General features: G+C 68.0%; 14 protein-coding genes and 2 pseudogenes. 8 read left to right on the plus strand and 8 right to left on the minus strand.

Annotated elements, in window-relative coordinates; all coding sequences use genetic code 11:
• A pseudogene (locus GRX66_RS11270) lies at window positions 1-278 on the plus strand (hypothetical protein); the annotation flags it as partial.
• Between the two features lie 41 nt (window positions 279-319).
• Here the strand turns inward: GRX66_RS11270 and GRX66_RS20800 are convergent.
• Both GRX66_RS20800 and GRX66_RS11280 read right to left on the minus strand, forming a co-directional pair.
• Window positions 320-1205: pseudogene (locus GRX66_RS20800) on the minus strand (substrate-binding domain-containing protein).
• A gap of 53 nt (window positions 1206-1258) precedes the next feature.
• On the minus strand, window positions 1259-1564 hold the full coding sequence (locus GRX66_RS11280; RefSeq protein WP_159526650.1) for a CGCGG family putative rSAM-modified RiPP protein: 306 nt from the start codon (window positions 1562-1564) through the stop codon (window positions 1259-1261).
• 187 nt (window positions 1565-1751) lie between these two features.
• Between GRX66_RS11280 and nirK the strand changes: the two genes are divergently transcribed.
• The 4 genes from nirK (at window position 1752) to GRX66_RS11300 (ending at window position 4051) form a co-directional block, all read left to right on the plus strand.
• Entirely contained in the window at window positions 1752-2822 is a 1071-nt protein-coding gene (gene nirK, locus GRX66_RS11285) for a copper-containing nitrite reductase (protein ID WP_159526651.1), read from the plus strand.
• A gap of 162 nt (window positions 2823-2984) precedes the next feature.
• Window positions 2985-3551, plus strand: a complete 567-nt coding sequence (locus GRX66_RS11290; RefSeq protein ID WP_233745475.1) for a hypothetical protein — start codon at window positions 2985-2987, stop codon at window positions 3549-3551.
• 2 nt (window positions 3552-3553) lie between these two features.
• Window positions 3554-3727 (plus strand): hypothetical protein, encoded by a 174-nt coding sequence (locus GRX66_RS11295; RefSeq protein WP_159526652.1) that lies wholly within the window; start codon window positions 3554-3556, stop codon window positions 3725-3727.
• A gap of 93 nt (window positions 3728-3820) precedes the next feature.
• The gene (locus GRX66_RS11300) at window positions 3821-4051 is read left to right on the plus strand and encodes a DUF2249 domain-containing protein (RefSeq protein WP_159526653.1); all 231 of its coding nucleotides are present in this window, start codon (window positions 3821-3823) and stop codon (window positions 4049-4051) included.
• Window positions 4052-4188: 137 nt separating this feature from the next.
• Here the strand turns inward: GRX66_RS11300 and GRX66_RS11305 are convergent, their stop codons facing one another.
• The 3 genes from GRX66_RS11305 to GRX66_RS11315 all read right to left on the minus strand — a co-directional run bounded on the left by GRX66_RS11305 (window position 4189) and on the right by GRX66_RS11315 (window position 7416).
• A complete protein-coding gene (locus GRX66_RS11305) occupies window positions 4189-5736 on the minus strand; it encodes a TrkH family potassium uptake protein (protein ID WP_159526654.1) in 1548 nt (515 codons plus the stop codon).
• A gap of 124 nt (window positions 5737-5860) precedes the next feature.
• Window positions 5861-7072: a TIGR04347 family pseudo-SAM/SPASM protein gene (locus GRX66_RS11310; RefSeq protein ID WP_325064072.1), complete on the minus strand. Its 1212-nt coding sequence runs from the start codon at window positions 7070-7072 to the stop codon at window positions 5861-5863.
• Entirely contained in the window at window positions 7069-7416 is a 348-nt protein-coding gene (locus GRX66_RS11315; protein ID WP_159526655.1) for an Htur_1727 family rSAM-partnered candidate RiPP, read from the minus strand. The genes GRX66_RS11310 and GRX66_RS11315 overlap by 4 nt, the downstream gene beginning before the upstream one ends.
• Before the next feature lie 161 nt (window positions 7417-7577).
• Here GRX66_RS11315 and GRX66_RS11320 point away from each other — a divergent pair, with 161 nt between their 5' ends.
• Window positions 7578-8666 carry a radical SAM protein gene (locus tag GRX66_RS11320; protein WP_159526656.1) on the plus strand — a complete coding sequence of 363 codons (1089 nt, stop codon included), beginning with the start codon at window positions 7578-7580 and terminating at the stop codon, window positions 8664-8666.
• Window positions 8667-8718: 52 nt separating this feature from the next.
• Here the strand turns inward: GRX66_RS11320 and GRX66_RS11325 are convergent, their stop codons facing one another.
• The gene (locus tag GRX66_RS11325; RefSeq protein ID WP_159526657.1) at window positions 8719-9108 is read right to left on the minus strand and encodes a winged helix-turn-helix domain-containing protein; all 390 of its coding nucleotides are present in this window, start codon (window positions 9106-9108) and stop codon (window positions 8719-8721) included.
• 140 nt (window positions 9109-9248) lie between these two features.
• Between GRX66_RS11325 and GRX66_RS11330 the strand changes: the two genes are divergently transcribed.
• The gene (locus GRX66_RS11330; protein WP_159526658.1) at window positions 9249-10406 is read left to right on the plus strand and encodes a multicopper oxidase domain-containing protein; all 1158 of its coding nucleotides are present in this window, start codon (window positions 9249-9251) and stop codon (window positions 10404-10406) included.
• A gap of 45 nt (window positions 10407-10451) precedes the next feature.
• Window positions 10452-11474 carry a halocyanin domain-containing protein gene (locus tag GRX66_RS11335; protein WP_159526659.1) on the plus strand — a complete coding sequence of 341 codons (1023 nt, stop codon included), beginning with the start codon at window positions 10452-10454 and terminating at the stop codon, window positions 11472-11474.
• Window positions 11475-11496: 22 nt separating this feature from the next.
• Here the strand turns inward: GRX66_RS11335 and GRX66_RS11340 are convergent, their stop codons facing one another.
• Both GRX66_RS11340 and GRX66_RS11345 read right to left on the minus strand, forming a co-directional pair.
• Window positions 11497-11841 (minus strand): SHOCT domain-containing protein, encoded by a 345-nt coding sequence (locus tag GRX66_RS11340; protein WP_159526660.1) that lies wholly within the window; start codon window positions 11839-11841, stop codon window positions 11497-11499.
• A gap of 175 nt (window positions 11842-12016) precedes the next feature.
• Window positions 12017-12189, minus strand: a 173-nt coding sequence (locus GRX66_RS11345) for a Fe-Mn family superoxide dismutase (RefSeq protein ID WP_233745476.1), incomplete at its 5' end; no start/stop codon positions are given.

Here is a 12189-nt window from a genome sequence, read left to right on the forward strand (position 1 = left end):
ACCGGTACAGCGACCGCCTCGGGTTCGAGCAGGTCCCCATGATCGACGACCTCTACAGCGACCGCCTCGCCGCCGCCGACGGCGCGCTCGTCGCGTTCGGCACCGTGACGCTACTGCTCGCGCGCGCCGGCGTTCTCCCGGACGACGCCGTCGTCGCGGGCGGCGTGCTCCTCGCGGCCGGACTCGTCGTGTTCACCGCGAATCTCGTCGGCGTCGTCTACCGGCACGGCCGCGTCCTTCCGGAACGACTCCGTTCCCACCCGGAGAACGCGGACTGACGGCGGCCGACCTCGAGACCGGCCGACTCCTGGCGGTGCGTTCAGCGTTCCCAGTCGCTGGGTACGTACTGGCCGAAGTCCGGGGCCTCGCTGTCGGCGAGCGGCCGGTAGACCTGCTCGCCGTCCACCCGGAACGCCGCGATGCGGGACTGTGCTGGCCCCGTGAGGTAGCCGGCGAACGCCATCGCCAGCGCGTACGCCGTGTCGTGGCGAGCGGGGTTCGTCGGAATGACGGCGTACTCGTTGCGGAGCAGCGCGGGCGGGTCCTCGAGGCCGCGGTCGACGTGCCCCGCCAGCCGGTCTGCCTCGGTGTTGTAGAACGCGCCGCGGTCGGTGAGGGTGTACGCACCGGCTTTGCTGGCGGCGACGAGCGTGTTCCCCATCCCTTGACCCGTCTCCCGGTACCAGGACCCGCCGGGCTCGATTCCGGCTTCGGTCCAGATGCGGCGCTCCCGGACGTGCGTCCCGGAGCCGTCGCCCCGGGAGAGGAACGTCGACTCGCTGTCCGGATGGCGGCGAACGCGGACGTCGGGTCGGCGCCTGCGGCGCCCGCGGGGTCGTCGGGCGGCCGGCCACCAGGAAGTCGTTGACCATCAGCGCGCGCCGGTTCACGCCGTCGCCGTCGCGGAGAAACTCGTCCTCGAGCGGACGCGCGTGCACGAGGACAACGTCACAGTCGCCGTCGCGTGCGGTCTGGAGGGCGCCGCTGGTGCCGCGGGCGACAGTCCTGACGGACGCGCCGAATGCGTCCTCGAATCCGGGCACGACGTCGTCGAGCAGTCCGCTGTCGTGGACGGTCGTCCCGGAGGCGAGCGTGAGTTGGCCGCCGCCAGTCGCTGCCCGGGAGTCGGCCGACTCCCCGAGGCATCCGGCCAGCGAGAGCACGCCGCCGACGCCCAGGGCCTGGAGGTACCGCCGCCTGTCCATACGCGAGTCAACTTCTCGTGGTTACAAAACTGTTGTGCAGTAACTGGTATTAGTTACGCCTCGACGTTGACGCGCGTGACGTGGCCGCCGCAGCCGCACTGCTCGACGTACTCCCAGTCCACGTCGTCGAACGCCTCCGCGAGTTCCTCGAAGAGGTACGTTTCCGGGTGGCCGTGGTCGCCGTGGGTCACGAGGTTCACGTGATAGCCCGGCGCGGTGTGTTCGACGGCGTCGACAGCCTGTGCGACCACGAGAGCGCGGTCCTCGGCGTGCTCGGGTTGCTCGAGGTTCGCCGACCAGGAGTTCTCGTGGACGCCGTCTGTTACCGCTTCGACGTCGTCGTGAGATACTGATGCCATACTCGGTTGTTCGCGTCCCGAACGAGTGAGGGGTTCCCCGAACATATTCGCCTGGAGTTCGCAGTTTCCCCCGATTCACTGAAAAACCCCTCCGAGAACATGTTCCGCCAGTTCGTCGGAACACGGGAATTGCTGGCTCGGTTGAAGGGGGGCTGCCCGGAACGTCCGACTGTAGAGGCCACCACCAATGTTTGACACCACACGCCGCCGCGTGCTGCAGAGTCTCGGTATCGGTGGAACTGCCGCCGTTGCGGGCTGTTCGGCCCCCGCTGGTGAGAGTCCAGCGACGGAAACCGTCGAGGAGAACCAGGCGTCACAGCCACAGCGCGAGGACGTCGAACGCGTCGCGGCCGACCCCGCGGACGTGCCGGACCCCGTGGACTGGTCCAGCCCGAAACACCACGAGGTCGAATTCACGGCCAAAGAGGTGACCGCGGAGATCGAATCGGGCGTCACCTTCGACTTCATGACCTTCGACGGCCGGATTCCCGGGCCGATGGTCAGGGTGCGGCGCGGCGACACCATCTCGTTCACGCTGCACAACGACGACGGCAACTCGATGCCGCACAACGTCGACTTCCACGCCGTCTACGGCACGGGCGGCGGCGCGCCGGCGACGAACGTCTCGCCCGGCGAGTCTAACGACGTGGACTTCACCGCGATGTACCCGGGGGCGTACATCTACCACTGCGCCGTCCCGAACCTCGACTACCACATCTCCAGCGGCATGTTCGGCATGATTCTCGTGGAGCCCGAGGACGGCCTCCCGGAGGTCGACCGGGAGTTCTACCTCGGCCAACACGAACTCTACACCGACAAGCCCGTCGGCGAGGAGGGACACCACGGCTTCGACATGCAGGCGATGGCCGACGAGGACGCGACGTACGTCCTCTTCAACGGCGCGAAGTACCCGTTCGTTCCGGACCGCTACGGCCGCATGCAGGCCGAAACCGGGGAGTCGGTCCGGGTCTACATGGTGATGGGCGGCCCGAACTACTCCTCGAACTTCCACCCGATCGGGAACGTCTGGACGACCGCGCACCGCGACGGCGCGCTCGGGACGCCCGAGGAGTACGTCCAGACGATGAAGGTACCGCCGGGAAGTTGCATGATCGGCGAGATGGACACGCCGGTCCCTGAGACCATCAAGCTCGTCGACCACGCGCTCAGTCGCGTCGCCAGGAAGGGGCTGCTCGCGGAAATCGAGGTCAGCGGCGAACCGGACGACGACATCTTCGACCCCGACCCAGGCGAGTAGCCGGGGAGACTCCCCCGCCCGGTTCGGTCGCTCACGCGGTCCGGGTCGCGCCCCACATTTCTGCTTTCGTTGTGCCCCGATAGACAACCCGCCGTCTTACCGCCCCCCGCCCCGAACACGTTCGGGGCCACGCATAGCGGTTCGTGACGCGTTCGGTCAGGTATGTTCGGCATCGGCTCGCAGTCAGACGACGCGCTCGCGCCGGCCGGCGAGTTCGACCCCGACGTCAACCCGACGCCCGGCGCGTTCCTCGCCGGCCACGACGTCCTCGAGGGGGACGACCACGTCGCGTTCCACGAGACCACTCGCGACCTGTTCGAGGAGCGCGGCGTCTACGACATGACCTTCGGGTACAACCTCGCGGACCTCAACCTCGACACCCGCCACCGGGAGGCCGGCTATCGGTACGCCGTGGACGCCGACGACCCGGACGTGTTGCGCGCGGAGTTCACGCCGACGACGCCGTTCTGCCCGCAGAGCCACACGCTCACCATCGGGTCCTTCCGCGCGTGGAACGGGCTCAGCGACCGCCACGACTTCGACCTCGTCCGCGTGCGGGTGGCCGACATGCACCAGCGCAGCACCGCCATCAACGACGAACTCGAGGCCCTGGAAACCGAGTACCGGGAGACCGGCGAGCTGCCCGACCCGGACGACGAGGTGGCTGGCAGTCCGGACGAATCGCCCGCGTCGACTGGCCGCCCGGACCCCGGGGACGCACCATTCTGACGATGAGCGCGACACACGAACACCTCGCGAGCGCCCGCACCGTCCAGGCCGCCGTCGTCGCCGCAGCCACCGCAGTCGGGTTCGCCGTCGCCGGCGCCGAATCGGCGTTCATCGCCGCCGTCGTCGGGTTCTTCGGCGTGAAATCGGTCGAGAGTCTCCAGCGCGCACTCCCGTAGGGACTGGGCGCGGGATTCTGGCGGCCGTCGCTCCGACGCCGTACGAACATTTTCGGGGAAACCGCTTGGCACGTGACTGCCGAACGAGTAGGTATGGCAACTAACGCCGACGCTGACGCGCACCTCGACGCGCGGGAGGTCGAGGGTGCGCCGTTCGACGACATCGTCGCGGCACTGGACGAGCTCGGCGGCGAGGACACGCTGGTTCTTGTCAACAGCTTCGAACCGGAGCCGCTGTACGACGTCCTCGAGGAGCGCGGCTTCGCGTACGAGGCCGAACAGATCGGGCCCGACGAGTGGAAGGTCTACATCACGCACGTCTGACCCGGAGTCCTGGCACCCGGGAACGAAACGCAGCCCTCCTGGAGCGCCGACCTCGCTGTGTGGATTTGACGACCCTGGTGTGTGGATTTGATCTCCGTTCTCTCGACGAGTGTCGGTATCGATTCCCGCGCGAGCACTCAGCGCCGCCAGAACGCCGGCGTCAGGATGACCAGTACCGACAGCACTTCCAGGCGACCGATCCACATCAGGAAGACCATGTAGAGCTTCGCGGCGTCGGTGAACGGCAGGAAGCTGTTCATCGGGCCGACGACGCCGAACCCGGGGCCGACGTTCCCGAGCGTCGCCATCGCGACGCTCATCGCGTCCAGCCCGTTCAACGTCACCGCCGGGGAGCGGAAGCTATCGAGGTAGAGGACCATCGTCGACACTGCGAACAGCCCCAGGAACAGCAACACGAACGCGAACACGTCACGAATCGCCGTCTCGTCGACGATTTCGTCCTCCAGACGGATCGGACGTACTGCTTCAGGGTGGATCGACGTGAACAGCGACCGGCTGACGGCCCGCTTGACGATGACCCAGCGCACGATCTTGATGGACCCCGCCGCCGACCCCGCCGACCCGCCGAGGAAGTACGCGAACAGGAGTATCGTCTGCGCGGACGCGTCCCAGGCGTTGACGTCCATGCTGGCGTACCCGGTCGTGGTCACGATGGCAACCACCTGGAACAACCCCTGTCGGAGCGCGTTCTCGACGTTGCCCGGAATCACGTCCACGCTCTCCGGCGTCGCGCCGAGGCCGACGCCGAGGTACAGCACCGCCGAGACGACGGCACCGAAGCCGAGGACTGCCAGGAGGTACGACCGGAACTCGGAGTTGTGCGTGAGCCGCCGGGACTCCCCTCGGGCCACGTACCAGAACAACGCGAAGTTCGTCCCCGCGACGAGCATGAACGGCAGCATCGCCCACTGGATGGCTGGCGCGAACGCCTCGACGCTCCGTGCCTTCGGCGAGAACCCGCCGGTCGGCATCGTCGTGAGCGCGTGGGCAACTGCGTTGTACAGGTCCATGTTCGGTGCGACGCCGGCCTGATGGAGCGCGTAGTAGACCACCGCGGTGACGACGGTCAACCCGGCGTAGATGGCCCACAGCGCGCGAGCGGTCTTCTGGATGCGCGGCGTCAACTTGTCGAGGGAGAGGCCGGGCGCTTCCTGGTTGATGACCTGGGCGCCGCCGACGGACAACTTCGGCAGGATGGCGACCATGAGAACGAGGATGCCCATGCCGCCGAGCCACTGGGTGAGTTGTCGCCACATCAGCATCGCGTGGCCGTGCTGCGCGACGGATATCTCGCCGAGCACGGTCGCTCCTGTCGTCGTGAACCCGCTCATGCTCTCGAACAGCGCGTTCACGGGGTCGGCGACGGTGCCCGTCCCCGCGACGAGGTACGGGACGGTTCCAGCGACCGGAACCACGAGCCACGAGAGACTCACCAGGAGGAACGCCTCCCGGTTGCCCAGTTCTGCCTCGTGGGGGACCTGTTCGAGGAGGAGGCCGCCGCCGGCCATCACGAGCATCGCCGCCGCGAACGGGAGCGGGTCCTCACCGTAGTACAGCGACAGGACGAGCGGGAACAGCGGCGCGACGCCGATGTACTTGAGTACTGTCCCGAGGTAGGCGACGCTCACTTCGTAGTCGACGTACACGCTCGGGACGCTGACCATTAGACGTACGCAACACTCGCGGGGGGAATTCATGTCGGTTTCGGCACAGCGGCCAGAACGGGCGACGCTTCGGAGACGACGCGTTGTGGCCGCCCTCGGTCCGCAGGAAAGTGCTCGAGACTGCTCAGTCAGCGGCCGCGTCGTCCACGGTACTCGTGTCGGGGCGCCGCTCTGCGTCCGTGAGGTAGCACTTCGGGTCCGGGTCGAACGGGCCGCCAGCGCTGAGCGCTCGGAGCCGCGAGCCGCCCCGGCAGATGGACTGGTACCGGCAGTCCGCACAGCGACCGGTGAGTCGGTCGTCGCGGTCGCGCAGGCCGCGCAGCAGCGGGTTGGCGTCGTCCGTCCAGAGTTCGCTGAACGGGCGGTCGCGGACGTTCCCCAGCGAGTACCCCTGCCAGAACTGCGTCAGGTGGACGTTGCCCTGGTAGTCGACGTCCGCGATGCGCTCGCCGGTCGGGTCGCCGCCGTTCGCTTCCAGGTAGCGGTGGATGCGGTCGGCCTGGTCGTCGCCGAGTTCCTCGCCGGCGTACTCCACGAGGAAGCCGGCGTCCGCGTAGTTCCCGACGAGCAGCGTCTCGATTTCGTCGCCCTGCGCGTGGTACTCGCGGGTGAGGTCGCAGACGGTCCGCACCGCCTCGCGGGTGTCGGCGGGGCTGAGGTCGATGTCGCTGATGTCGGCGCCGCGGCCGCCGTAGTCGAGGTGGTAGAAGCAGAAGCGGTCGACGCCCACGTCGTGGAGGAGGTCGACGACGTCCGGTAGGTCGGGGGCGTTCGCTTCGGTGATCGTGTACCGCAGTCCAGTCTTCAGGCCGGCGTCGAGGCTGTTCTCGATGCCGCGGACGGCGGCGTCGAAGGCGCCGTCCTCGCCGCGGAACGCGTCGTTGCGCTCCGGGAGGCCGTCCACCGAGACGCCGGCGTACTTCAGGCCGGCGTCGCGGAGCGCCTCGGCGCGCTCCTCGGTGAGCAGCGTGCCGTTCGTCGAGAGCACGGGCCGGATGCCGGCATCCGCGGCGTACGCGACTAGTTCCTCCAGGTCGTCGCGCACGAGCGGTTCGCCGCCGGAGAACAGGACCACCGGGATGCCGAACGCTGCGAGGTCGTCCAGCAGCGCCTTCCCCTCCGCAGTGGAGAGCTCGCCGGGCGCGGTGTCTGTGTCGGCGGCCGCGTAGCAGTGCGAGCAGTAGAGGTTGCACTGCTTGGTGACGTTCCAGACGACGACCGGCCGCTGCTGCAGTTCGTCGGTGATCTGGTCGCGCGAGGAGTCGGCGGCGGCGTCGTACCGGAGGCCGTCGCTCTCGGCGTCCAGCCCGCAGAGCAGTTTGCTGACCGAGATCACGCTGACCCACCCCCCGAATCTGTCGATACTACGTCGTGGTTCGTGGTCTCGGAATCGTCGGGCGCCGCGTCCTGGCTCGTGGTCTTCGAGCCGTCCTCGTGGTCCTCACCCAGCGAGTGCGTTGTGTACCGACGGGTCTCGTCGGCCGGACACAGCCAGACGTCGCGAGCCGCCCAGTCGAACAGCTGGCTCGCGTGCTCGTGGGCGGTTTCGGCGTTCGCCGCGGTGACGCTGCCCACGTGCTTCAGTGGGTCGCCCGCGGCCTCCCGCACGAACACCTCCCACTCGCGGCCGGTCGCCGACCGCGGCGCGTCCTCGACCCGGGTTCGGTCGTCTCTCGCCATACCCCCGGCTAGCCGTTAGTCGCTCAAATGCCTCCAAGTCCGTTCCCGCAGACTGGGAACTGGGGTATCGAACAAAGTACTGGCCCGCGAACCGTGGAGTGAGGCGGCACTCTCCGTCGAGAGACAAACCTGTCACCTGCCCGCCGCCTCACACTGCAACGATGACGCCAGTAGACACCGACGAGCGCCCGTTCGTGCTCATATGGGAAGTGACGCAGGCGTGTGAACTCGCGTGCGAACACTGTCGGGCCGACGCGACGCCCGACCGCCACCCCGACGAGCTGAGCACCGCCCAGGGGAAAGCGCTGCTCGACGACGTCCGTCGCTTCGGCGACGGACAGCTCGTCGTGCTGTCGGGCGGTGACCCGTTGGCCCGCGAGGACACAGTCGAGTTTGTCGACTATGGCACGGACATCGGGCTCCGGATGACCGTCACGCCGAGCGGCACGCGGTCGCTGTCCACCGGAGCCGTCCGCGCGCTCGCGGACGCTGGCGTGAAACAGTTGGCTGTCAGCATAGACGGTGCGACCCCCGGGTCGCACGACTCGTTCCGTGGGGAAGCCGGTAGCTTTGAGCAGACTGTGCGGGCCGCTCGAGACGCCCGCGAGGCGGGTGTGCCGCTGCAAGTCAACACGACGGTGTGCGCGCAGACCGTCGACGACTTGCCGGCCATCCGTGACCTCGTGCGGGAGCTCGACGCGGTCCTCTGGAGCGTCTTCTTCCTGGTGCCGGTCGGCCGCGGCCGCGTGCTCGAGCCAGTATCGCCCGAACGTGCCGAACGCGTGATGGGGTTCCTCGACGAGGTCAGCCGCGAGGAGGACTTCGGCGTGAAGACCACTGAAGCGCCCCACTTCCGTCGCGTGCAGGCCCAGCGGGCGCAGTCGCGGGACGGCGACGGCGGCCCGCGGCGCCGCGGCGGAATCACAGCCGGCGACGGGTTCGCGTTCGTCAGCCACACGGGCGACGTCTACCCGTCCGGGTTCCTCCCGGAGTCCGCCGGCAACGTCGCCGACGACTCCATCGTGGACCTCTACCGCGACAGCGACCTCTTCGAGACGCTGCGCCGCAAGGACGAACTCACCGGGAAGTGTGGCGCCTGCGAGTTCCGACAGGTCTGTGGCGGCAGTCGGTCGCGCGCCTACGCCGAGACTGGTGACCCGATGGGCAGCGACCCGCTGTGCGAGTACGTGCCGGAGGGCTACGACGGCCCGCTCCCGGAGCGACAGGCCAGCGAATTGGCCGGCGATTAAAGGCGGGGTGTTTCGGCGACTGTTCTCGCGATTAGCGACGGCGGAGAGGACGTCAGGCGTCGTCGTCCGTGGTGCGCTGCAGGGAGACGTGGAGTTCGTCGTCGTCGCCGATGCGGATGGTGGCCTCGTCGAGGGTGGCGCGGTATCGCGTCGTGTGGTAGCCGTCCTCGCGGAGCTCGGTCTGCGTTTCGAGGAGGCCGGCGTCGGTCAAGACCTCGAGTTTCCGGTACGTCGTGGACATCGAGAGGTCTGTGGCGTCCGAGACGTCGCGGGCGGTCACCGCCGTGCGAGCGCACCCGAGTACGCGTCGACACAGCGGGTCGGTGAGCACGTCGAGGACTTCGCTGGCGTCCGCCTCTGCGGTGGCCTCGAAGGGGCCGCGGAGCCGGGTGTCCGGGTCGGAGTGGTCGAGGCGCCGGTCTGCGGGCTTGTTCTTCTGCATGCTCTGTGGGTCCGGCCGCGACGGCCGTAGCCGGACGGCCGAACATATTCCTGGGATTCCCGCGCGGTGGGAACGGTTCCCCGGCGGCGGGAACGAGCGAGCGGCGCTTTAGTAGGTACCCGTTACGGGCAACTGTATTCATGACCGACCGTATTGGCGCACCTGGAACCGGTATCTCGCGGCGCGAATTTCTCGCAGCGACTGGTGGCACGAGCGCCGTCGCGCTCGCTGGCTGTACCGCGCCCGCCGGCGATACCCCCTCTGCGACGGAGACGATAGCGAACACCGAGCAGCAACGCGACGTGCAGTCCGACCTCCCGAAGACCAGCCCGCCCGAGATCGTCGACGCGACCGAACAGGGCGGCGAAGTCACCCTGAAGAGCACGCCCGCAGTCCACGACGTCCATCCCGTGGACACCATGGGCGGCCCGGTCCAGCTGCCGCGCGTGTGGGCGTTCCAGGCGGGCGACGGCGCTCCCAGCGTCCCGGGCCCCATCGTCCGCACGAAGGAAGGCGAGGACGTCGAAGTGACCCTGGACAACACCGAGGGGAAGCGCCCGCACACGCTGCACTTCCACGGCACGCGGAAAGCCTGGGCGGACGACGGCGTCCCGACGACCACGGGCATCCGCGTCGACCCCGGCGAGAAACACACGTACACGATTCCCGCCAACGTCCCCGGCACGCACGTCTACCACTGCCACTACCAGACCCACCGGCACATCGACATGGGGATGTACGGCATCTTCCGCGTCGACCCCGAGGGCTACGAGCCCGCCGACAAGGAGTACTTCATGACGGTCAAGGACTGGGACTCCCGGCTCAACCGCAAGATGGCGGGCGAGAACGTCGACTACAGCCCCCGCAGCCGGAACCCGGACATCTTCACCATCAACGGGAAGTCGGCGCCCCGCACCCTCCACCCCGAGGACGGCTCCCCGATCATCGTCGAGCAGGGCGACACCGTCCGCGTCCACTACTGCAACAACGGCTACATGAACCACCCGCTGCACATCCACAACCATCGGTTCCGGCGGATCGAGAAGGACGGCGGGCAGATTCCAGAGGTCGCCCAGCACGAGATGGACATCACGGACATCGCGCCCGCGGAACGCCACACCATCGAGTTCGAGGCGGACGCCGAACCCGGCATCTACCTGATGCACTGCCACAAGGTCAATCACGTGATGAACGGGTCGTACTACCCCGGCGGGATGCTCACCGGCGTGGTCTACAAGGAGGCCATGGACACGGACATCTTCGGGAAACTGATGGAGTACGCGGGCTACGAAGCCTGAGTACGCCGCTGACGTTCTCCCCCGGCACACCCACCATTCAATCACATGACAGACTCCGACTCCCCAACCGCAACGAGACGTAGCGTACTGAAGACAACTGCCGCCGCCGGCGCCGCCGCAGCGACCGGGACGGCGTTCACCAGCGCGGCGTTCGCGCAGGACGCAGGCCTCGAGTCGTGGTTCGAAAACACGTCGAACTACGACGGCGTCGTCGACGAGACCGGCAACAGCGAGGTGACCGTCGAGGTCGGCGCCCAGGCCAATGACGGAGCGTTCGGCTACGGTCCCGCAGCAGTCCGTGTCGACCCGGGGACCACGGTGACCTGGGAGTGGGTCGCCGGCTCGCACAACGTCGTCGCCGACGACGGAACGTACGAGAGTGAGCTCACGAGCGAGGAGGGGTTCACGTTCTCGCACACGTTCGAGGAGGAGGGCGTCTCGAAGTACTACTGTACGCCCCACCAGTCGATGGGGATGAAAGGCGCGGTCGTCGTCGGTGACGTCGACGTCGGCGGGTCCAGCTCCGGCCAGTCCGGCGACGACGCCGGGTCCGACGGCGGCGCGGCGGACGTGGACTTCGACGGCTGGTTCGAGAACGTCGGGAACTTCGACGGCGTCGTCGACGAGACCGGCAACAGTGAGGTGACCGTCGAGGTCGGCGCCGAGGCCAACGGCGGCGCCTTCGGCTTCGGGCCGGCAGCGATCCAGGTCGACCCGGGGACGACGGTGACCTGGGAGTGGGTCGCCGGCTCGCACAACGTCGTCGCAGACGGCGGGAGCTACGAGAGCGAACTGACGAACGAGGAAGGGTTCACGTTCTCGCACACGTTCGAGGAGGAGGGCGTCTCGAAGTACTACTGCGGGCCCCACCAGTCGATGGGGATGAAAGGCGCAGTCGTCGTCGGAAGCGGCGACAGCGCGTCGAATAGCGGCGGCGGCGAAGGCGTCCTGACCACGTCGGACGTCGGCGTGCTCGCGTTCGCGGGCGCCCTCGTCGGGGGCCTCCTGTCACCGTTCGCGATGCGCGCAGCGAAGGGGTCCGGGCAGTCGCCGAGGAATCGCCGCTAGCTCCGTATCAGTTCCCCGACCGTCAGTTCTGGCGGAGTTTCTCGCGTCGCTCCTCGAACTCCTCGCTGGAGAGTTCGCCGCGCGCGTACGCCTCGCGGAGTTCTTCCATCGCCCGGTCCTGGCCGTCGCCCTCGCCGCTGACTGCGCGGTACGCGAGGTAGCCCAGGCCCGCGAGCACGAGTATCCAGAACAGGGGCATCAGTAGCCACACTCCGGATCCAGTCCCCATCGTGTTGTGAGTCCCCATCCAGCCAGTCATCCCCATCATCGGGACGAACAGCGCCATCGCGAGCAGCGGCAGCAGGACGAACGCCGCCAGGACCAGTATCGCCAGTCGAACAACGTCAATCTCGTCTGTTTGCGCCATACAAATCACTTCGACGGAGAACACGGTAAATGTGACTGGCCGCGCGGACATCGACTGACGTCGTTGCGGGCACCCACCGGGCGAATAGTTGGTCGTTCTGGGCCGTCGGCCGGGCGCGTGCAACGGCCGACCGGTCGGGTCGCTGAAGTGGGCCGACGGTCAGCGGAAGGGAGATTTACTCGAACGTCTCGACGAGGTCGGCGTACCGACTGGCGGGCTCCTCCCAGTCGACGACCTGGAAGAAGGCGTCGACGAAGCTGCCGCGGTCGGGGCCGTAGTCGTAGTAGTAGGAGTGCTCCCAGACGTCGAGCGCGAGGATGGGGTGGGAGCCCCAGAGGGCGCCCTGGT

The sequence above is a fragment of the Halobacterium bonnevillei genome (assembly GCF_009831555.1).
In the GTDB taxonomy this organism is placed as follows: Archaea; Halobacteriota; Halobacteria; order Halobacteriales; family Halobacteriaceae; genus Halobacterium; species Halobacterium bonnevillei.

Bases quoted from the DNA above. Each gene is read 5' to 3' on its own strand.
- nirK (WP_159526651.1), top strand. From the start codon at position 1,752: ATGTTTGACACCACACGCCGCCGCGTGCTGCAGAGTCTCGGTATCGGT.
- GRX66_RS11295 (WP_159526652.1), top strand. From the start codon at position 3,554: ATGAGCGCGACACACGAACACCTCGCGAGCGCCCGCACCGTCCAGGCC.
- GRX66_RS11300 (WP_159526653.1), top strand. From the start codon at position 3,821: ATGGCAACTAACGCCGACGCTGACGCGCACCTCGACGCGCGGGAGGTC.
- GRX66_RS11280 (WP_159526650.1), bottom strand. From the start codon at position 1,564: ATGGCATCAGTATCTCACGACGACGTCGAAGCGGTAACAGACGGCGTC.
- GRX66_RS11315 (WP_159526655.1), bottom strand. From the start codon at position 7,416: ATGGCGAGAGACGACCGAACCCGGGTCGAGGACGCGCCGCGGTCGGCG.
- GRX66_RS11330 (WP_159526658.1), top strand. From the start codon at position 9,249: ATGACCGACCGTATTGGCGCACCTGGAACCGGTATCTCGCGGCGCGAA.
- GRX66_RS11335 (WP_159526659.1), top strand. From the start codon at position 10,452: ATGACAGACTCCGACTCCCCAACCGCAACGAGACGTAGCGTACTGAAG.
- GRX66_RS11325 (WP_159526657.1), bottom strand. From the start codon at position 9,108: ATGCAGAAGAACAAGCCCGCAGACCGGCGCCTCGACCACTCCGACCCG.
- GRX66_RS11305 (WP_159526654.1), bottom strand. From the start codon at position 5,736: ATGGTCAGCGTCCCGAGCGTGTACGTCGACTACGAAGTGAGCGTCGCC.
- GRX66_RS11290 (WP_233745475.1), top strand. From the start codon at position 2,985: ATGTTCGGCATCGGCTCGCAGTCAGACGACGCGCTCGCGCCGGCCGGC.
- GRX66_RS11340 (WP_159526660.1), bottom strand. From the start codon at position 11,841: ATGGCGCAAACAGACGAGATTGACGTTGTTCGACTGGCGATACTGGTC.
- GRX66_RS11320 (WP_159526656.1), top strand. From the start codon at position 7,578: ATGACGCCAGTAGACACCGACGAGCGCCCGTTCGTGCTCATATGGGAA.